Source organism: Rhodococcus sp. P4_F3_2 (assembly GCF_056401335.1).
Map to the genome: position 1 here is coordinate 72,172 of NZ_JBFUJN010000013.1, position 17,716 is coordinate 89,887.

A 17,716-nucleotide genomic window follows, 5' to 3' on the forward strand; every position below is an offset into this window, starting at 1 on the left:
CTCGGACACAACTTATCCAAGTCAAGGGTGTCTGATCAGCCGAAGAGTTCGGCTGCGAGTGCTTCGTAGGTCGCGAGCGGATCACCCTCGGCGGGAAGTGCTTGGATCGCAACGTGATCGGCACCTGCCGCGACATGCTCCCGAAGTCGATCCGCGATGGACTTCGCGGTACCGCGCGCAACCAGAGCGTCGATGACGCGATCGTTTCCTTCGTTCGCCAACTCTTCGGGCGCAAAACCGAGGCGCTCGAGATTGCTCGTGTAGTTGCGCAGATACAGATACGGGTTGGCGACGGCGGGGCGACCGATTGCTCTGGCCTTCTCCGGATCGGTTTCCAGAACAACCTTGTGCTCAGGGGCAAGAATCTTCGAAGGGCCGAGGATTTCACGAGCTTCGGCGGTGTGTTCGGGGATGGTCAGGTACGGATGCGCGCCGGCAGCGCGATCTGCGGACAGTTTCAACACCTTCGGTCCCAGTGCGGCGAGGACGCGCCGCGATTCCGGGACCTGGGCCTCGTCGAGTTCGTCGAGGTACGACACGAGCGAGGCGTACGGCTTGGTGTAGTCGCCGGTCGCCTCCGGATGTCCGACGCCTACGCCGAGGAGGAATCGCCCCGGATGCGCGGCTTCGAGTCGGTGATAGGACTCCGCCACCTCGGCTGCAGGTGAGGACCAGATGTTGACGATTCCGGTCGCCACGGTGATGTGCTCGGTCGCGTCGAGAAGTTTCTCGGCGATCCGTAGATCGGCGCGTGGTGAGCCGCCGATCCAGATGGTGCCGAAACCGAGTTTCTCGATCGCTGTTCCCAGTTCGGGCGGCAAACCAGCCGCTCCTCGCCAGATTCCGTAGGTGCCCAGGTCAGGTGTTTTCGTAGTCTCCGTCACAGCGGGTGCAACTCGGCTGCTGCCGGGATCTATTCCTTCCGTCGTCATTTGCCCGGCGCGCGGTAGTCGGTCGGTCGCTTGACTGCCTCGTCGATCTGCTCCGGCGTGAGCAGCGTGATCGACTCCGAGCGTGCCGCACCTGCCGCAGCCGTGCGAATGCTCAATGCGGCTGCCGCGACGTCGTCCGGTAGGTTGCCGATGACGAACATGTCGTGACCGCCCAGCGCGAAGTGGCAGGATTCGACTGTGCCACCGATGCTTTCGACCATTCGCGTTATCGCGTCGCGCCGCGCAGTGCCTCCCTCCTGCTGTAGACCGGCGGCGCCGGAGGGTGAGTACGTCACTTGCCAGAGGTATTTCGGCATTTCCACTCCTTGCTCGGGATGGGTACTTCGATCGTGTACCCGTAGGGCGCTCGGTGGCAATGGGTAGGGGACAATCACGGCATGGTTGGAACTCCGGTGATCGTGACTATCGTGTCCGTGTGTGTAGGTTTTGTGATCTTCATGCTGGCTGCCAGTGGTGCACGCGGAAAGTGGGACCGTCGCCTCGTGATCGCGTTGTTCGTCGGTGCGGTGGTGTGCCTGACCGTCGTACCGGTATCCGTCGCGCTCAGTGCCGGAGTTTGAAACACGGAGTGTCAAAACGCTCGAGTGCCGCTTAGTCTGAATCGATGGCAGATATTCGGGTAGGTATCTCCGGGTGGACGTATCCCGCGTGGCGCGGAGATTTCTATCCGAAAGGTCTTGCTCACCGCAAAGAATTATCTTATGCCGCAGAGAGATTGACGTCGATCGAGATCAATGGCTCGTTCTATGCCCTGCAGAAGCCGGAAAGCTACACCAAATGGCGCAGTGAAACTCCCGAAGATTTTGTGTTCGCGATCAAGGGCGGCCGGTACATCACGCACATGAAACGACTGCTCGACGCCCGTGACGGACTCGCCAACTTTTTCGCCGCCGGAACACTCGCCATCGGTCCCAAGCTCGGACCGATCCTGTGGCAACTACCTCCGACGCTGCAGTTCGAACCGCAGCGGTTGACCGACTTCTTCGACGGTCTTCCCCGCACCACCCAGGCTGCAGCCGATCTGGCAGCACAGCACGACGACAAGCTCACCGAAGACCGAGTGTTCGCCCAGACCGAGAGGGACGTGCCGATTCGCTACGCGGTGGAAGCGCGGCACGCCAGCTTCGAGACCGACGAAGCCGTGGACCTGATGCGCGAGCACTCCATCGGTTTTGTCGTCGCAGACACCGCCGGCAGATATCCCCGCATCACCACTCCGACTACCGATTTTGTCTACGTGCGGATGCACGGGGACAAGGAACTGTATGCGAGTGGGTACACCGACGAAGCTCTGGACAAGTGGTCCAAGCGCTTTCGGGATTGGATGGACGAAGGCCTCGACGTGTACGTCTACTTCGACAACGACATGAAAGGCTTTGCGCCGCACAACGCAATGTCCTTGTTGGAGCGGCTGCGCTGACGGATCGCCTGGCCTGTCGGTGGGATGTGGAAGGCTTCCGCATGAACGCGAGGACCGAGGAGATACCACGATGACGCCAGAACAGCGGACGCCGGAACAGCGGACGCCGGAACAGTGGACGCCAGAACAGAGCTGGCCGACGCATTGGCCGAAGGTCGCCCGTGACATCGCCGATGCCACGGCCGACGCACTCGCGGCGGTGCGGGCGGCAAATCGTGACGGACTGCTCGTGGCTGTCGAGGAACTGCGCGGGCTCTCGTTCGAGCAGGTCAGCTCGGTTCACGCGGCGATCGTGCGCGAATTGCTCGAGGACACGCATCCGGACGGCTTGTCCAGCGAGGACGTGCAGGATGCGCTTACTGCCTGCGCCAAGTCCACAATCGTGTGGCTGCCGGATCTGGACGTGCAGGCGCTCGCTGCGGTCTACACCGGGGCGCTCGGGATTTCGGATTTGGAGGACGATTCGTTCCGCATCGGGCACGGCGCGTACCTGCGTTCGGCGGTTCTGGTCATCGGAAGTCTGTCGACCGGAGTGAAGAAAGCTCAGAGCGCGTACGTCATTCGTGCAATCGACGAAATCGCACGTGCTCAGACCATCGAGATGCCCTGAGCGTCAGCTCGTAAATCGAATTAGGCTGAGGTCATGTCCAAGATCGCCAGCGCAGATCGTGTTTCGTTTGCCGAACTCCTCGAGTTCATCAGGCCGCGTCATCGGGCCACGTTCGTCACGGTGAAGAAATCCGGCGAGTTGCAGATCTCTCCGGTGACGTGCGGGGTCGACGACGAGGGCCGGATCGTCATCTCCACGTACCCGGAACGGGCCAAGGCCGCGAATGTTCGCCGCACCCCGGCGGTGTCTCTGTGTATCCACTCCGACGAGTGGAACGGCCCGTACGTCCAGGTGAACGGAACCGCGGAGTTGATCGACCTCCCGGACTCGGTGGAACCGTTGGTCGACTACTACCGATCCATCGCCGGTGATCATCCCGACTGGGACGAGTACCGCGAAGCCATGCGCAAGCAGGGCAAGAGCCTGATCCGCGTCACCGTCGACTCCTGGGGTCCGATCGCAACAGGTGGGTTTCCGCCCGGACGCTGACGCTATCGAGCAGGTGGCGAGAGTTCGACTACGTGCGCATCTCTGGCGGCCAGCGGTTCTTTGCAGTGTGCGCAGACAACTTGGGCGTGCAGGATCTCACCGCAACGATGCTCGACGACGGTAGGCGGCGGACCCGTCGTCGCAAAGGTATCTCCCCATTCCATGAGTGCCATCAGGATCGGGTAGAGCGCCTTCCCTGATTCGGTGGCGACGTATTCGTAGCGCGGTGGATGGTCTTCGTAGCGACGCTTCGTGAGGACGTCGGCCTCGACGAGGGTGCGCAGACGCGCGGCGAGGATGTCGCGGCTCGCACCCGTGCCCGCGGCGATCTCGTCGAACCGTCGTTGCCCGAGGACGATTTCTCGGAGCACCAACAGTGACCACTTCTCGCCGACGACCTCCAAGGCGTTGGCGATGGAGCAGTTGCGTCCTTTTGTCGCCGTCATCTCTGGGGCCCCTGTTAGTTGGAAAAGTTAGTTGGGAATTCCAACTTAGCACTTGACGGTATGTATTCGAGGGCGGAAGGTAGGTCGAGAAATCCAACGGAGCAGATGAGGGGTCGTCATGACGGAATTGAATCTCGAGGCAGCAAGCGGATTTGTCAGCGCTGCCGGATTGCAACTGGACGAGGTGTCCGGCACGAAGGTCGTCGGACACATCGATCTGTCCGAGGCGCATCACACTCCGTGGGGTGTAGTCCACGGCGGTGTCTACACGACCGCCGTCGAGTCGGCCGCGAGTATCGGAGCCAGCACTGCAGTGGCAGATCGCGGCGAATTCGCCGTCGGCGTCCACAACGGAACGGATTTCCTGCGGGCGCGTACGGGTGGGCGCGTGGACGTCGTGGCTGTGCCGATTCAGCAGGGACGCGTTCAGCAGTTGTGGTCGGTGGTCATCACCGATCCGGAATCGGGCAAAGAGGTGGCGCGCGGTCAGGTGCGATTGCAGAACGTACCGCTGCCGAAATAGATCAGTCCCAGATCCCCGAGTCGATGTTGCGTGAGATTCGTTTGAGCAGCGCCGTCAACTGGGCACGTTCGTCCTCGTCGAGTCCGGTCAGTACTTGACGGTCTCGCTCGACGCGTCGGGGAAACTCTGCCTCGACCAATGCGCGACCGGCATCGGTGAGTTGAAGCAGAACCACCCGTCCGTCGTGTTCGAAACGCTGACGCTCGACAAAGCCCAGCTTGGCCAGACGGTCTGCGTGTTTTGTGGTGGCGGCGCCGCTGACCATCGTGACGGCGGTGACTTCACTCGCTCGCAGGGGGCGGTCACTGCGAGCGAGTGCACTCATCACGTCGAATTCGGCGCGAGAGACCCCGCTGGACGCCAGGGCGCGGTCGAGCTGGTGAAGAGACTGCGCGTTGATGCGGGCGATCCGGCCCATCACTTCGACGGGGGCGGTGTCGAACTCCGGGTAGGCGCGCTTCCATTCGCGACGGACTTTGTCGATGAAGTCGTCTTCGGATCTGTCAGTCGCACCCATGGCCCCATCTTAGCGACAGAATTCGCATTACTTCACAAGTAATTTACTGGTGAAATAAATGTATGCTGAGTCGGTGACCCGAACCGAAACCGCAGCCAGGACGCCCAGCCGTCTCACTCATTCGAGTGAGGCCATTGCACATACGGTCTCCGGGGCGACGTGGCGAGCGGCTTTTCGCGTCGGATCCGCCGACGCGACCATCGCCCCCGCGATCAGGGTCGGGCTCGCCACCGCCGTAGTCCTCGTGGTCGGCGGACTGCTCGGGCATCGGGAGTTGGCCGGCTTCGCGGCCTTGGGCGCGCTGTGCGCCGCGTTCGGTAGGTACGAGCCGTATCCCCGGTTGGCGGGCAAGCTGGCGATGGTCGGTGCCGCATTGGTGGTTTCCATCGCTTTCGGCAGCGCAATGGGTGTTGTGGGCGTTCCGATGTGGTTGCAGATCGGCATCCTCTCGTTGCTGGCCGGTGCGTCGTACTGCTTCATGTCGGGCTTCCGGATCACCGGACCAGGGCCCGTCATCCTCGTCTTCGCGGCGACCGGTGCAGCCGGATATGCCTCCAGTGTCGATGATCTGGCGAGGCTGGTGACTGCCGGTGCGCTCGGAGTTGTGGTCGGTTGGGTGGCCGCGATGCTCCCAGCGCTCGTACTGCCGATGGGACCTGCCCGTCTGGCAGTTGCTCGTGCAGTCTCTGCGGTGGGACGTCTCGAACAGTCCGGCACAGGCGCAGTGGAACCGGCGCTCGGATCGATTGCCAACGCCCGCTTGGTCATTGCGTCGAGCGGTCGGATCAAGTCGACCGTCGATCACGGACGCGAACTGGTCGCGGTGCTCGACGAAGCAGAAGCGGCAGTACAGCAATGGCAGTTGCACGGCGACGCGACTTTGATCCGGAGTATTGCTCAGCACGAGAAGGAACTTCGGAAGCTCAAGCGCTCCAGCATGATCGAACACGACCTCGCGCCGGCGCCCACGCTTGCCGCCCCCGAGGGCTATTTTCTCGAAGGATTGCGCCGACTGTATTCGCGCCCGGTGCGGATGAATGCTCTCCGCATCGTGGCGGCCTCGGCTCTGGCCGGTTGGCTCGCGGCAGGAGCCGGGTTGGAGCATCCGCTGTGGGCGTCGATGGGTGCCATCGCCGCGATGCAGGGACTGAACTACAAGCAGACCGTCCAGCGCGGGATTCAGCGGTTGGTGGGAAATGTCGGTGGCGCCGTCGTGGCCGCTGGGCTCATCGCTTTGACACTCGGCTACTGGCAAGCCGTTGCCGTGATCGTGATTCTGCAGACTGCTGCGGAGCTGCTCGTCATCAAGAACTATGCGCTGACGTCACTCGCCGTCACTCCGATGGCACTGCTTCTCATCGGTTTCAGTGCCCCGATCGGGACCGAAGCGGCAGTGGCTCGCGTCGCAGACACTCTCATCGGCGTGGTGATCGGTATCGTCGTCGCCGCTGTCACGATCAGTCGATCGGATCGCCACCACGTCACCGTGTAACCGGTACTGCTGTGTTTCCGGTACTGCTGTGTTTCCGGTACTGCGTAGGCTCCTGCAGGTGGAGGACAGCACGCCGATCGACGGCCGGAAACTGCGTTACCAGCATCGCCGTGCCGAATTGCTCGAGCAGGTAACCGCGTATGTCACGGCGAACGGCGTCGGTGAACTGTCCATGCGGCCGTTGGCCAAGGACCTGGGGATCAGCCATGCGACACTCATCCACCATTTCGGTTCGAAGGAACAACTACTCACTGAAGTAGTCGCCACCCTGCGAGACAGCTCTTCTCTCGACATCTCTTCCGGGACCGACATCGTCGAGATGTTGACGAGTTACTGGAATGGGCGCACATCAGCGGAATCGTTGCCGAGCTTTCGCTTGATGTTCGAGATCTACGGACAGGCGTTGTTGCATCCGGAGCGGTATCGCGAGTTTCTCGATCATGTGGTGGGGGACTGGTTGGGTGGTTTGACGGAAGCTGCGCTCGCGCATGGATGTCCGCCCGATCGCGCTGATCGCTACGCGACGATCGTGTTGGCGCAGATTCGGGGGTTGACGCTCGATCTCGTGACGACCGGTGACCGCGTCAGAATCGACGCGGCGTTTGCCGAATTCGCGGCCGCGATGGGCGCTCTGGTCAGCTCGTGGAAGGCGATCTGACGGTCCGATTGCCGTGACGCTTCAGGCGATCTGCTCGAACAGGGACACGATGATCCCTTCCGGCCCACGCACGTAGGCCATGCGCACGCTGTTCTCGTACTCGCCGATCCCGCCGATGAGCCCGTAACCATCCGCAGCCACCGCGTCGACCGCCGCCTGGAGATCGCCCACCTCGAAAGACACGTTGCGCAGACCGATCTCGTTGGCCATCGGAGCAGGCGATCCGGGTACGTGGTCGGGCGTGACGAAGGACGAGAGCTCCAGCCGTGACCCTTCGCCCGGAGGGCGCAGCATGGCGATTTCACACTTGGCTCCAGGGATACCGCAGACGGTTTCCACGAACTCGCCCTCCACGGATCCGGTGCCCTCCACCTCGAGACCCAGACCGACGAAGAACGCCGTCGCTGATTCGAGGTCCGCGACGGTGATGCCGATGTGGTCGAAACGCTGTACGTGTGCCATGGACACATCCTCCTACTGTTTCTTCGTGCCGGTTCGATACTGGGTCGGAGTCGGGGCCGGGATCTCGACATGTACGTGTCGCAAAGCTGCAAGATTTTGCTTGACCGATCGGTTAAACAAAATCTACGATAACGTCCAACGAGGTCGCCCACCGCACGAACCGGAGTCGTCAGACGTGAAATTCCAGTCGAAGTCGTTTGCCCGCATATCCATCGCAGCCCTCTGTGCTGCAACGATCGGCTCCGCCGTTGCTGCGCCCATCGCGTCCGCGCAGGCGCCGAGCGCGTCGCAAGCCACCGGCACTGTGGTGTCGAGTGAGCCGCTACCGAAGGATCTGTGGATTCCGGGTACCGCCGACGCCAAGCGATTCACGTACTGGACCATCGGTTCCAACGGCGGGCCCGCGCTGAGCAGTGGCGCGTACTACGTCCCGGCCGGCCCGGCACCGGAAGGTGGTTGGCCCGTCATCGCCTGGGCGCACGGCACCACCGGACTCGACGATTCCTGTGCCCCTTCGCTGGTCGGTCCCGGCCTGCCCGAACGTGACTACCCGTACCTGGGGCGCTGGCTCTCGGAGGGCTACGCCGTCGTCGCCACCGACTACGTCGGTCTGGGTACACCAGGGCTGATGCCGTACCTCGACGGAAAGGTGGAGGCGCACAGCGTAGTCGACTCGGTCAAGGCGGCCCGGGTCATCGACTCCTCCATCTCGAATCGTTGGGCAGTGGTCGGACAGTCGCAGGGCGGCGGTGCAGCCATCACGACGGCCCGCTACGCAACCGAGTACGGAGGGGATTCGCTCGACTACCGCGGTGGCGTGGGTACCGGAGTGCCGGCCAACATCGAGTTGACCCTCCTGCCTGCCGGTCCGGGCTTCCCTCCCATCGCCCTCGGCGGCGGGTTGACGTCGTACGCGCTCTACATCCTCGCGGGCTTGCGGGAAGCGCACCCCGAGATCGACTTGAATTCCTACCTGAACGACTTGGGAAGGGAAAAGGTCGACTCGGCCGAAAAGCTCTGCGCCGCAGACCTGGACGAGGCATCCAAGGATCTGGTCCTCGGTGACATCTTCTCCCGCCCGCTCAGTGAGATCCCGAACTTCCAGGGTCTGCTGAACGATTACATGGGTGTACCGACCAGTGGATACGACCGCCCTATCTTTATCGGCCAGGGCCTGCTTGACGTGGATGTCCCTGCACCGTCTGCACTTTCGCTGGTTGCAGCGTTGGTCGCCAACGGTGAACCGGTCACGTTCAAGACCTACAACACCGATCACAGCGGCGCTTTGGTCGAATCGCAGGCCGACACGATTCCGTTCGTCGCGAACCTGTTCCGCTAGGCATACCGAGAATCCAGATCATCCGCGGGGGGGGGGGGGGGGGGGGGGGGGGGGCGCGCCTCTAGACCGTCGAGGACACGGTCGAGTGTGTAGCGATAGTGTTCTGCCCGTGTTGCTTCCGCAGCATCCGGTGGACCGGCAAATTTCCCGATCAGTGTCTCCATCGATGAACGGGGATCTGAGGGTCCGTCGTTGCTCAGGCGTTCCAGCATCGCGCTGTGATCGGGTGAACGCTGTCCGCTGGGAATGCGCCTGGCGTCGTTCATGGCAATCAGTGTGGTTGTCGAAGTGAAGGCGACGGTGTAAGCCTGAGCGGCTTCTTCCCCGAACCCGGCGGCGGTCAGTGAAGCCAATCCGGCCTCCATGAGTTCCCGGCTGCGCTGGGTGGCAACTCCGTTCATCAGCAGCCACTGTGCCGCGCCTGGACACTCGATCAAGGCCTCTCGCATCTGCAAGAGCAGATGCGTCAGCCATTGACGCCAATCTTCTTGTGCGGATGGCACGTTCACGGCCGACACCGCACTGTCGACCACCGCAGCCGAGAGTGCGTCCCGATCTCCGACGAGTCGATAGACGACGGAGAACGACGTATCGAGTTCGCTGAGCAGCTGCCGCAGCGACCAGCCCTCGACTCCGTGCTCGCGACTGAGCCCGAGCGCCACGGTCAGCACGGCGTCCGCAGTGATCCCGGTGTTGTAACTCCGGCGGCGCTGTGATTTCGCGGCGGACTTCTTGTCAGGTGATGGCGCAGTCATGGTCCGACCGAGCTTAGCGGCGTCGGATCGGGTCGCGTAGTCGACGCAACCGATTGACGGATGAACTTAGGTGAGGTTTACTTGCCAAATCCGAGCAGTGCTCCGATTTGTAGCGAACCCCCGATTATTCGAAGCTGAAGGACACCATGAAGTTGAAAACGCGACCCGGTTACCTATCGAGGCTGGGTGCTTCGCTGCTGGTCAGTGTCGTTGCCCTGACTGCGGCCGCCTGTAGCTCGAGTGAGGCGGGACCGACGACGGAACCTGCCGAGGGAACGCGTGTTGTGTCCCACGAATTCGGTGAGACGTCGGTTCCGGGCGACCTCGGGCGAATTGTTTCCCTCGACGAATACGCCGCACTCGGTCTCCTTGCCGTCGGCATCACCCCTGACGTGGTCTTCACGTCGTGGGGATCGGAGATCGGCCAGGACATCTTGGCGTCAGCGGGTACCGAGGTGGTCACGGTGCCGCCGCTCGGTGCACCCCCGATCGAGCAGGTCCTCGCCCAGGATCCTGGACTGGTCATCTTCACGTCGATGGGCGATCGGAGCTACTACGACTCCCTTGCGTCGACCGTCCCCACAGTGCCGGTCCCGGCCGTCACAACTCCGTGGCGTGAGAATCTTGCCTTCTTCGGACGCGCTTTTGATCGTCAGTCGGTTGCCGACAAGTTGACTGTCGCTTTGGAAGGCAAGATCGCTGACGTCTCTGCTCGGTCCGGTGGTGAAGCGAACACCGTGTCGGTGTTGATGAGCAGTTCTGGAATCCTTGCCACTACCACCGAGCAGGCGCCGCCGTCGTTGCTGTTGGCGGAGAGCGGCTTCGGGCGTCCGGAATCCCAGCGAGCGAATGCCGCTGGAGGACTGCCGTATGCGCCCCTGTCCGACGAGGCGATCCCGGCGCAGGATGCTCGGATCGTAGCCGTGTTCGACGAGGGCGTGTACGAGTTCGGCAAGGTTGCCGGTGTTCCCGGGTTCTCGAGTCTTTCAGCGGTGCAGGAGAACCGAGTGGCCAAGGTCAACGGAGACATGTGGCTCGCCACTCATCCCTTCGCCACTTTCTGGATGATCGAGGACATGGATGCCATGGCTGCCGGCAATCTGACCGGCACCGGAACCGAAGCTGTTGCCGCGACGCGCTATCAGGAATTCACGGCGCTGACGGCATGAGTTCGAGTGCGTTGAGTCGGCGCCTGGCTCTGCGATGGGGAGCGGTGACTCTCGGCTCTGCGGCTGTGGGTTCTGCGGCTTTGGGTTCTGTGGCACTAAGTGCGTGCAGCCGTGGCTCGGCGAACGAAACCAGTTCTGAGATTTCACCGTTCGACGACGAAGTACGTGCTGCCGAACAGGCGAGAATTCGTAGCGGGCACACAGTCCAACGGAATCTGACAGCTGCACCGGCTCGGGTGAGTCTGGGCGCCAGAGGGGTGGACACGTGGTCGTACGGTGCAGAAGCGGTGGGTCCGGAGATTCGAATCTCCAAGGGAGACCGGCTCAACGTTCGGTTGCAGAACGACCTTCCGGCGGAGACCTCGGTGCACTGGCACGGCATTGCGATCCGCAACGACATGGACGGTGTCCCACCGGTCACCCAGGAACGAATCCGACCAGGTGCCGAGTTCACCTACGACTTCGTGGCCCCGGATCACGGAACATATTGGTACCACTCCCATTCAGGATTGCAGGCCGATCGAGGGCTATTCGGTGCACTAGTGGTCGAGGACCCGAACGACCGGACCGGAGCCGACGAGGACGTCGTCATCGTGATCGACGACTGGCTCGACGGGCTGGGAACAACCCCGGATGCAGTGCTTCGCGCATTGTCACCGGACGTACAGGGAGGACACCACGGGCACGGCGGAGCTCCACCGGAAGTCGATGATGCAGAGATTGATTCTGCCGCAGAATTTCTCGCCAGCGGTCACGGTAATTCCGAGGCGCTCGGTGGAATGGCAACGCACATCACGTATCCACTGCACCTGATCAACGGACGGCCTGTGGAAGATCCCTTCGTCGTCAGTGCAGCGGCCGGAACACGGCTTCGATTGCGGGTGATCAATGCCGGGGCGGAGACTCCGTACCGTTTCTCTGTCGCCGGGCACGAGTTGACCGTTGTCAGTGCTGACGGGCAGGACATAGCCTACACAGCCGGAGACGAGATTCTGATCGCACCCGCGCAGCGATACGACGTATTGGTGACGGTGCAGTCCGGTTCGTGGCCTATCGCCGCGAAGGTGGAAGGAAAGCCAGGTGGCGCCGCGTGCCTGCTTCGGACACCGGATTCGGTTGCGAGCGTCGACCTGACTTCTCCCGCAGTGCTGTCAGGGTCCGGCGGCCGACTCGTTCTGGAACCGACGCTTCGACCGTCGGGCGCGTGGGAACAGCGGGTACCGGATCGTGAGTATTCGGTTGATCTCATCCAGGCCGGGGATCGATACGTCTGGGGAATGGCGGGCACCGATGTGGGTCGGTTGATCATGAAGCAGGGCGAGCGAATACGAATCGTCATGAACAACAACACCGATATGTGGCATCCGATGCACACCCACGGGCACACCTTCTCGGTTCCCTCGTACGGCGGGCTTCGCCGAGACACCGTGATCGTACTTCCGCGTGCACAATTGGCGATCGACTTCGACGCCGACAATCCAGGACGGTGGATGTTCCACTGTCACAACGCGTACCACTTCGAGGCCGGGATGACTGCCGACCTCCACTACGTTCGATGAGGAGAGCAGAATGTCAGTTCGCACCGGGTTGACCACATTGATCGCTGTTGCAGCGGTGTTCACGCTGACGTCGTGCGGAGGTGAATCACAGGGTTCCACCGAGCAAGCGCCGGTCGAGATCTCGGTGAAGAACCTTGCGTACTCACCGAACTCCGTCACTGTGCACACAGGACAGACGGTCACGTGGATTTTCGAGGACCAGGGAATGCCGCACGATGTCGTGTTCGCCGAGCTGGGGATCAAGAGCGATCTCCAAGGAAGCGGAACCTACAGTCAGACCTTCGACAAAGCCGGAACGTTCACCTACACGTGCACACCACATCCGAACATGACCGGCACGATCATCGTCGAAGAGTGAGTAACTCGATGACAGTGAACTCGATGACAGTGAAGGAGACTGTGGCCTTCGAAGACTCGCCTGGTCTGGTCGACCGAGACGCTTTGGGTCGCATGATCGCTCCCGTGAGAAATCGCCTGCTCCTGGGTGCGGGTTTGTCGGCGCTGTCGGTGCCGCTACGATTCCTGCCCTACGTTTCGGTGGTCGAGATCGCGCGGGTGCTCCTGACCGACTCGTCGTTGAACCTGGTCTGGCTGTGGGCCGCAATCGGTGCAGCGGGCACAATTCTCGGTTTTGTCGTCTACAACGCAGCGCTGACCGTGTGCCACACCGCCGACGCGCATTTCAAATACTCGATCCGCTCGCGTATCGCTCGGCATCTGTCCCGAGTTCCTCTGGGGTGGTTTGCAAATGGTGGCACCGGTGAAGTGAAGCAGGCGATGACCGACGACGTGAAGCGGATGCATCTTCTCGTCGCTCACCTTCCCGCCGACGTGGTACCCGCGATCCTGTCGCCGATAGTGGCCCTGATCTATCTGGTGGCGATGGACTGGAAGTTCAGCCTGATCTTGGTCGGCTACATCGGAGTGTGTCTAGCTCTTGCCGCGCCGTCGATGCGCAGAGCCTATCGAACGAACGTCGACTCGTGGAATCTTGCGATGTCGACATTGACCTCTGCGACAGTAGAACTGGGCGACGGTATCGAGGTTGTCAAGACGTACGGGAGTGGGAGTCGCGCATTCGCGCGCTACTCGAGCGCTGTCGATTCGATGGTTGCGGTGTGCGTGCGCTGGATGTCGGGGATGGGAAGGCCGGTGGTCGCGATGTCGATCCTCCTCTCACCGGCGGTACTCATCGTGGTCATCACGGCGACGGGAACTGCAATGTTGTCCGGGGGTTGGATTACCCCGGTAGCTCTTGTTGCCTTTCTGGTCGTCGGAATCGGTGTTCCGTCGTCGGTTCTGCACATGGGAACGATGGCCAACCTCTACCGCGAAGGCCAACTGGGAGCGACTCACGTCGAGAGCATCCTCGGCGAACCAGAGCTGGCCGAACCTCAGGATGCAGTGCCTGCTCGCAGCACTTTGGTCGAATTCGACAGCGTCGGCTTCGAATACACCACTGGGCAGCGCGTCCTCGAGAACATCTCCTTCGAGATGCAACCGGGCACCGTGACCGCGATCGTTGGCCCCTCCGGCTCCGGCAAGACCACTTTGGCGCGTCTACTTCCGCGGTTCTGGGACGTGACGGACGGGTCTATTCGACTGGGCGGAAGCGATTTACGAGATCAGTCCAGTCGTGAAGTCTTGAGATCGATGGCCATCGTCTTCCAAGATGTTGTGCTCCTGCGGGACAGCGTGCGCGAGAATATTCGGCTCGGTCGACCGGATGCAACGGATCTGGAAGTGGAGACAGCGGCGAGGCGGGCGCAGATTCACGACGTGATCATGCGACTGCCGGACGGGTATGACACCGAGATCGGTGGTGGTTCGGGCGGTGAGCTGTCGGGTGGGGAGAAGCAACGCCTGACGATCGCCCGCGCCATCCTTCAGAACCCGCCGATCGTCATCCTGGACGAGGCGACTTCGCAGGCCGATCCCCACAGTGAATCGGCCGTTCAACGCGCACTGGGCGAGATCAGTGCAGACGGCGGCACCCTGATGGTGATCGCTCATCGACTGCACACCGTCCGATATGCAGATCAGATACTCGTTCTCGACGCCGGACGGATCGTGGAAAAGGGTACGCACGAACAGTTGTCGGGGCTCGGCGGAACCTACGCGCGGATGTGGGCGCTCCAGAACCCTCTCGTCGAAGACATATCTCCGCGAAAGGCGCTGCAATGATTCGAGACCTGGACGAAATCCTCGGGCGCGACAATGGGATGCGAGGTCAGATAGCAGGTTTCACGCTCGCCGGGATACTCGAGGGTGTCGTCTTTGCACTGATGATTCCGATCCTGAAAGCGGTGGTTCGCGGCGATTACGACGCCGCAGTTCCGTGGGTTGTCACGGCTGCTCTCGTGGCGGTGGCCTGTGGCGCCGTACGGTGGATCGCCGAGAATCGGGCGTACCGCATCGGAATCGAGGGTTTTGCCGGTGGAATCATGCATCGCCTCGGTGAGCACTTGGTGCAGGTTCCGCTCGGGTGGTTCAGCAAGGCAAACCGTGGAGCGTTCACTCGCCTGGTCACCGAGGGCACGGCTATCTTGATGAGCATCCCGGGAATGATCATCGCGCAACTCGTCACCGTCACGGTGACTCCAGCGACAGTGGCGATCGCTGTCTTGTTTGTGGACTGGCGACTGTCTCTCGCGATGGTCGTCTTCGTTCCACTGGGGATTCGGGCCTACCGCAACGTGCAGCGGGCGGTTGTTCCCGAATACGAGGCGATCGGCAAGAGCGAATCCGAGTTGGCATCGCGCGTCGTCGAATATGCACAGGCGCAGCAAGTTCTACGTTCGGCCGGTAAGAGTGGCCAAGGCTGGACTCGGTTGGACGAAGCTCTTGTGTCCAACCGGGACGCACACCTGCAGGAAATCGGATCGGTCGACAAGTATCTGCTGCGCTTCATGATCGTCGTTCAGGTTGCCTTTCTCACCGTCCTGGTTCTGGCGGCACTGCTGGTCACCATCGGGTCCATCGACACAGCAAGCGTGATCGTTGTTCTCGTGTTGGCCGTGAGGTTCGTGGAGCCGATGCAAATGCTCGCAGGATTCGGTGAAGGTATCTCACTGGCCCGGGTGTCGCTCGGATCTGTCCGAGAGATGATCGATGTACCGGTGCTGGCGGAGCCTGAGGTGCCGAAAGAGCCTACCTCGTATGATATTCGGTTCGATTCGGTCTCCTTCGGCTACGGCCCGGATCGCGTGATTCGTAACGTGAGCCTCGAATTCCCGGACTGCTCGGTCACTGCTCTGGTCGGTCCTTCCGGTTCCGGAAAGACAACTCTGGTTCGGCTGATCTCCAGATTCTGGGACGTCGACGAAGGTGCGGTATCCATCGGGGGAGCCGATGTTCGCGACATCGGAACGAGAGCATTGATGTCTCGGATATCGACTGTCTCACAGCAGGTTTACCTGTTCGACGGAACCATCCTGGAGAACGTTCGGTTGGCGAGACCGGATGCCACCGAGTCGGAGGTCCGTCAAGCAGTGGTGGATTCCAGGCTAGGCGAAGTGATCGACCGTTTGCCGAGCGGTGAGGAGACCAGGGTAGGTGAAGGCGGATCACTGCTGTCCGGCGGTGAACGTCAGCGGGTCTCGATTGCGCGGGCATTCCTCAAGGACACTCCGATTGTTCTTCTCGATGAAGCGACTTCCGCCCTCGACGGAGAGAACGAAGTCGCCATCACCGAGGCAATTCACCGATTGGCCCGTGGTCGAACGGTGGTGATCATCGCTCATCGCCTGTCGACTATTCAGGGAGCAGATCGCATCGTCTACCTCGAAGCCGGAGGGGTGGAGGAGGTCGGTTCCCACGAAGACCTGATCGCGCGAGGTGGAAAGTACTCGGATCTGTGGGCCGAGCGCAGTGGCGCGGAGGGATGGAGGATCGACCGAGCACTCGAGCCATGAGCAAACCGTGTGGTTTGATCGACGAATGGACGAAGCTGCTGCAGATCCAGTGAAACCGCCGCGCAAGCGCAGGTGGCCTCGTTGGGTCGCAGGCATTGCGGTGCTCGGAGCAGTTGTCTACGCGGGCTCGATCGTGTGGATCTCCGTGGCGTCGGCCGGACATACGTCAGACGCCGCCGATGCTCCCGACGCTCCGGTTGTGATCGTGCTGGGCGCGCAGATCAAGGACGGTAAGCCGATGGCTTTCCTGAAAGGGCGGCTGGACGCAGCAGTCGAACTGGTGGAAGCGGGAAAGGCTAAAGCGGTCCTGGTCTCCGGCGACGCGAACGGCGGCTCGGGTGACGAGATCGCGGCGATGACGAACTACCTGGTGGAGCAGGGAATAGATGAGCGTCGCATCGTGGGGGATCCGTACGGCCTCGACACCTATGACACCTGCTTCCGGGCCATACATACGTATGGGGTAACCAAGGCGTTGATCGTCACTCAGGGGTATCACGTGCCCCGCGCTGTTGCGTTGTGCCGAGACGTCGGCATCGACGCAGACGGTGTGAACAGCGATTGCGGGTGCGCAACTCCGACGCTGATCAAGAACGCCGCGCGGGAGTGGGTTCTTGCCAAGCCCAAGGCAGCGCTGGACATGCTCTGGAGTCGGGACGCAAAGGTGACGTCGCCGTCGGAGGACTCGGTCCAGGTGGCGCTGTCGATTCCCTGACGCGGGGTGAGTGCGCACGGTTTCTGTCGRGTGAACACACGCTCCGGAGAGTCGGGGCGGGTGTTCACGCGCGCCGAGTGCCAGGAGGTAGTACGCACTCGAGCGGATGAAGATCAGAAATCCCGGACCGATGATCGCGCCGAAGATCAGCGAGACTTTCCAGGGCGCCATTGTGCGGCGCAGATGGCGCGGAAGCTGTTGGCGCCGCATCGGAGTCGGCATCCTCACTGCACCCAACTCGTGCAGCCCGTACGCAACCGCGACGACGGCCCAGATGCCCAGTGCCCAGCTGATCGGGACGTACCCGGACATCGCCGCACCGAGAGTGCCGATCAATGCCCCGGTGGCGGCTCCCGTCGTGACCGAACCCAGAGCGTGCCAGCCGAGTCGGCGGACGGGGGTCGAGGTTCCCTTCCGATCTACCTGCTTCGGCGCGGCAACAACTCCGGCGACGGACATTCCGCAGGTCGACCAGTTCGCAGCCAGCGACGTAACCAGTCCGGCGCCGATAACAGCTGTGGTCAAAGCTGTTGTCGCAGATGGCGTGGACACGAGTGCGAGGCCGGCACCCGCAGCAGCGCCCGCCGCGACGAGGCTGACACGGGTCGCGGTGCCGACCGAGCCTTGAAGGGTCGGCCGGATGTCAGGGACATCGGTCTGCAGTGGGCCGTGTGAGAGAACAGTAGTCATCAGAT

The 17,716-nt window shown here is 62.0% G+C and carries 20 protein-coding genes and 1 pseudogene; 14 read left to right on the forward strand and 7 right to left on the reverse strand.

All coding sequences use genetic code 11. The features are described from left to right. Positions 1-35: 35 nt before the first annotated feature. Together AC1DWA_RS16105 and AC1DWA_RS16110 are read right to left on the reverse strand one after the other, a co-directional pair. A complete protein-coding gene (locus AC1DWA_RS16105; protein WP_024487511.1) occupies positions 36-884 on the reverse strand; it encodes an LLM class F420-dependent oxidoreductase in 849 nt (282 codons plus the stop codon). A 44-nt stretch (positions 885-928) separates the two neighbouring features. Then, positions 929-1,249 carry a GYD domain-containing protein gene (locus tag AC1DWA_RS16110; protein ID WP_007729728.1) on the reverse strand — a complete coding sequence of 107 codons (321 nt, stop codon included), beginning with the start codon at positions 1,247-1,249 and terminating at the stop codon, positions 929-931. Between the two features lie 81 nt (positions 1,250-1,330). Between AC1DWA_RS16110 and AC1DWA_RS16115 the strand changes: the two genes are divergently transcribed. From AC1DWA_RS16115 to AC1DWA_RS16130, 4 genes are all read left to right on the forward strand, one after another. Then, on the forward strand, positions 1,331-1,513 hold the full coding sequence (locus AC1DWA_RS16115) for a hypothetical protein (protein WP_007729726.1): 183 nt from the start codon (positions 1,331-1,333) through the stop codon (positions 1,511-1,513). Between the two features lie 44 nt (positions 1,514-1,557). Then, positions 1,558-2,373 (forward strand): DUF72 domain-containing protein, encoded by an 816-nt coding sequence (locus tag AC1DWA_RS16120; RefSeq protein WP_069145496.1) that lies wholly within the window; start codon positions 1,558-1,560, stop codon positions 2,371-2,373. A 70-nt stretch (positions 2,374-2,443) separates the two neighbouring features. Then, positions 2,444-2,983, forward strand: a complete 540-nt coding sequence (locus tag AC1DWA_RS16125; protein ID WP_256063875.1) for a hypothetical protein — start codon at positions 2,444-2,446, stop codon at positions 2,981-2,983. A 33-nt stretch (positions 2,984-3,016) separates the two neighbouring features. Further along, the gene (locus AC1DWA_RS16130) at positions 3,017-3,472 is read left to right on the forward strand and encodes a PPOX class F420-dependent oxidoreductase (RefSeq protein ID WP_007729721.1); all 456 of its coding nucleotides are present in this window, start codon (positions 3,017-3,019) and stop codon (positions 3,470-3,472) included. Between the two features lie 2 nt (positions 3,473-3,474). Here the strand turns inward: AC1DWA_RS16130 and AC1DWA_RS16135 are convergent, their stop codons facing one another. Beyond that, positions 3,475-3,918 carry a winged helix-turn-helix transcriptional regulator gene (locus AC1DWA_RS16135; protein ID WP_019745592.1) on the reverse strand — a complete coding sequence of 148 codons (444 nt, stop codon included), beginning with the start codon at positions 3,916-3,918 and terminating at the stop codon, positions 3,475-3,477. A 118-nt stretch (positions 3,919-4,036) separates the two neighbouring features. On the opposite strand from AC1DWA_RS16135, the gene AC1DWA_RS16140 reads away from it, so the two are divergent. Next, positions 4,037-4,441: a PaaI family thioesterase gene (locus tag AC1DWA_RS16140; protein ID WP_019745591.1), complete on the forward strand. Its 405-nt coding sequence runs from the start codon at positions 4,037-4,039 to the stop codon at positions 4,439-4,441. 1 nt (position 4,442) lies between these two features. Here the strand turns inward: AC1DWA_RS16140 and AC1DWA_RS16145 are convergent, their stop codons facing one another. Then, positions 4,443-4,958: a MarR family winged helix-turn-helix transcriptional regulator gene (locus AC1DWA_RS16145; RefSeq protein ID WP_019745590.1), complete on the reverse strand. Its 516-nt coding sequence runs from the start codon at positions 4,956-4,958 to the stop codon at positions 4,443-4,445. Positions 4,959-5,016: 58 nt separating this feature from the next. Here AC1DWA_RS16145 and AC1DWA_RS16150 point away from each other — a divergent pair, with 58 nt between their 5' ends. Next, positions 5,017-6,450 (forward strand): FUSC family protein, encoded by a 1,434-nt coding sequence (locus tag AC1DWA_RS16150; protein ID WP_069145499.1) that lies wholly within the window; start codon positions 5,017-5,019, stop codon positions 6,448-6,450. A gap of 58 nt (positions 6,451-6,508) precedes the next feature. Further along, complete coding sequence (locus AC1DWA_RS16155) at positions 6,509-7,108, forward strand: TetR/AcrR family transcriptional regulator (RefSeq protein ID WP_182262913.1); 600 nt, start codon at positions 6,509-6,511, stop codon at positions 7,106-7,108. 21 nt (positions 7,109-7,129) lie between these two features. Here AC1DWA_RS16155 and AC1DWA_RS16160 read toward each other — a convergent pair whose 3' ends face one another. Then, on the reverse strand, positions 7,130-7,570 hold the full coding sequence (locus AC1DWA_RS16160) for a VOC family protein (protein WP_029256408.1): 441 nt from the start codon (positions 7,568-7,570) through the stop codon (positions 7,130-7,132). 175 nt (positions 7,571-7,745) lie between these two features. Between AC1DWA_RS16160 and AC1DWA_RS16165 the strand changes: the two genes are divergently transcribed. Further along, complete coding sequence (locus AC1DWA_RS16165; protein ID WP_477846450.1) at positions 7,746-8,909, forward strand: lipase family protein; 1,164 nt, start codon at positions 7,746-7,748, stop codon at positions 8,907-8,909. Here AC1DWA_RS16165 and AC1DWA_RS16170 read toward each other — a convergent pair. Continuing rightward, a complete protein-coding gene (locus AC1DWA_RS16170) occupies positions 8,906-9,664 on the reverse strand; it encodes a TetR/AcrR family transcriptional regulator (protein ID WP_477916821.1) in 759 nt (252 codons plus the stop codon). The two genes, AC1DWA_RS16165 and AC1DWA_RS16170, sit on opposite strands and share 4 nt — an antisense overlap. A gap of 146 nt (positions 9,665-9,810) precedes the next feature. Here AC1DWA_RS16170 and AC1DWA_RS16175 point away from each other — a divergent pair, with 146 nt between their 5' ends. From AC1DWA_RS16175 to AC1DWA_RS16200, 6 genes are read left to right on the forward strand one after another with little or no spacing between them, the layout of a single operon-like run. Continuing rightward, entirely contained in the window at positions 9,811-10,833 is a 1,023-nt protein-coding gene (locus tag AC1DWA_RS16175) for an ABC transporter substrate-binding protein (protein WP_041815331.1), read from the forward strand. Then, positions 10,830-12,392, forward strand: coding sequence for a multicopper oxidase family protein (locus AC1DWA_RS16180; protein ID WP_133727200.1), 1,563 nt, complete (start codon positions 10,830-10,832; stop codon positions 12,390-12,392). The genes AC1DWA_RS16175 and AC1DWA_RS16180 overlap by 4 nt, the downstream gene beginning before the upstream one ends. Positions 12,393-12,402: 10 nt before the next feature. Beyond that, a complete protein-coding gene (locus tag AC1DWA_RS16185; protein WP_021331818.1) occupies positions 12,403-12,750 on the forward strand; it encodes a plastocyanin/azurin family copper-binding protein in 348 nt (115 codons plus the stop codon). A 23-nt stretch (positions 12,751-12,773) separates the two neighbouring features. Next, positions 12,774-14,576: an ABC transporter ATP-binding protein gene (locus AC1DWA_RS16190; protein ID WP_477846452.1), complete on the forward strand. Its 1,803-nt coding sequence runs from the start codon at positions 12,774-12,776 to the stop codon at positions 14,574-14,576. After that, complete coding sequence (locus AC1DWA_RS16195) at positions 14,573-16,306, forward strand: ABC transporter ATP-binding protein (protein WP_477846453.1); 1,734 nt, start codon at positions 14,573-14,575, stop codon at positions 16,304-16,306. Before AC1DWA_RS16190 ends, AC1DWA_RS16195 begins: the two co-directional genes overlap by 4 nt. A gap of 25 nt (positions 16,307-16,331) precedes the next feature. Next, a complete protein-coding gene (locus tag AC1DWA_RS16200) occupies positions 16,332-17,021 on the forward strand; it encodes a SanA/YdcF family protein (protein WP_019745580.1) in 690 nt (229 codons plus the stop codon). 72 nt (positions 17,022-17,093) lie between these two features. On the opposite strand, the pseudogene AC1DWA_RS16205 reads toward AC1DWA_RS16200, so the two are convergent. Beyond that, a pseudogene (locus AC1DWA_RS16205) lies at positions 17,094-17,711 on the reverse strand (methylamine utilization protein); the annotation flags it as partial. Positions 17,712-17,716: the final 5 nt, after the last annotated feature.

Coding starts and splice junctions, on each gene's coding strand:
- AC1DWA_RS16115 (WP_007729726.1), top strand. CDS start 1,331: ATGGTTGGAACTCCGGTGATCGTGACTATCGTGTCCGTGTGTGTAGGT.
- AC1DWA_RS16200 (WP_019745580.1), top strand. CDS start 16,332: ATGGACGAAGCTGCTGCAGATCCAGTGAAACCGCCGCGCAAGCGCAGG.
- AC1DWA_RS16195 (WP_477846453.1), top strand. CDS start 14,573: ATGATTCGAGACCTGGACGAAATCCTCGGGCGCGACAATGGGATGCGA.
- AC1DWA_RS16160 (WP_029256408.1), bottom strand. CDS start 7,570: ATGGCACACGTACAGCGTTTCGACCACATCGGCATCACCGTCGCGGAC.
- AC1DWA_RS16180 (WP_133727200.1), top strand. CDS start 10,830: ATGAGTTCGAGTGCGTTGAGTCGGCGCCTGGCTCTGCGATGGGGAGCG.
- AC1DWA_RS16110 (WP_007729728.1), bottom strand. CDS start 1,249: ATGCCGAAATACCTCTGGCAAGTGACGTACTCACCCTCCGGCGCCGCC.
- AC1DWA_RS16150 (WP_069145499.1), top strand. CDS start 5,017: ATGTATGCTGAGTCGGTGACCCGAACCGAAACCGCAGCCAGGACGCCC.
- AC1DWA_RS16140 (WP_019745591.1), top strand. CDS start 4,037: ATGACGGAATTGAATCTCGAGGCAGCAAGCGGATTTGTCAGCGCTGCC.
- AC1DWA_RS16170 (WP_477916821.1), bottom strand. CDS start 9,664: ATGACTGCGCCATCACCTGACAAGAAGTCCGCCGCGAAATCACAGCGC.
- AC1DWA_RS16145 (WP_019745590.1), bottom strand. CDS start 4,958: ATGGGTGCGACTGACAGATCCGAAGACGACTTCATCGACAAAGTCCGT.
- AC1DWA_RS16185 (WP_021331818.1), top strand. CDS start 12,403: ATGTCAGTTCGCACCGGGTTGACCACATTGATCGCTGTTGCAGCGGTG.
- AC1DWA_RS16135 (WP_019745592.1), bottom strand. CDS start 3,918: ATGACGGCGACAAAAGGACGCAACTGCTCCATCGCCAACGCCTTGGAG.
- AC1DWA_RS16130 (WP_007729721.1), top strand. CDS start 3,017: ATGTCCAAGATCGCCAGCGCAGATCGTGTTTCGTTTGCCGAACTCCTC.
- AC1DWA_RS16120 (WP_069145496.1), top strand. CDS start 1,558: ATGGCAGATATTCGGGTAGGTATCTCCGGGTGGACGTATCCCGCGTGG.
- AC1DWA_RS16125 (WP_256063875.1), top strand. CDS start 2,444: ATGACGCCAGAACAGCGGACGCCGGAACAGCGGACGCCGGAACAGTGG.
- AC1DWA_RS16175 (WP_041815331.1), top strand. CDS start 9,811: ATGAAGTTGAAAACGCGACCCGGTTACCTATCGAGGCTGGGTGCTTCG.
- AC1DWA_RS16190 (WP_477846452.1), top strand. CDS start 12,774: ATGACAGTGAAGGAGACTGTGGCCTTCGAAGACTCGCCTGGTCTGGTC.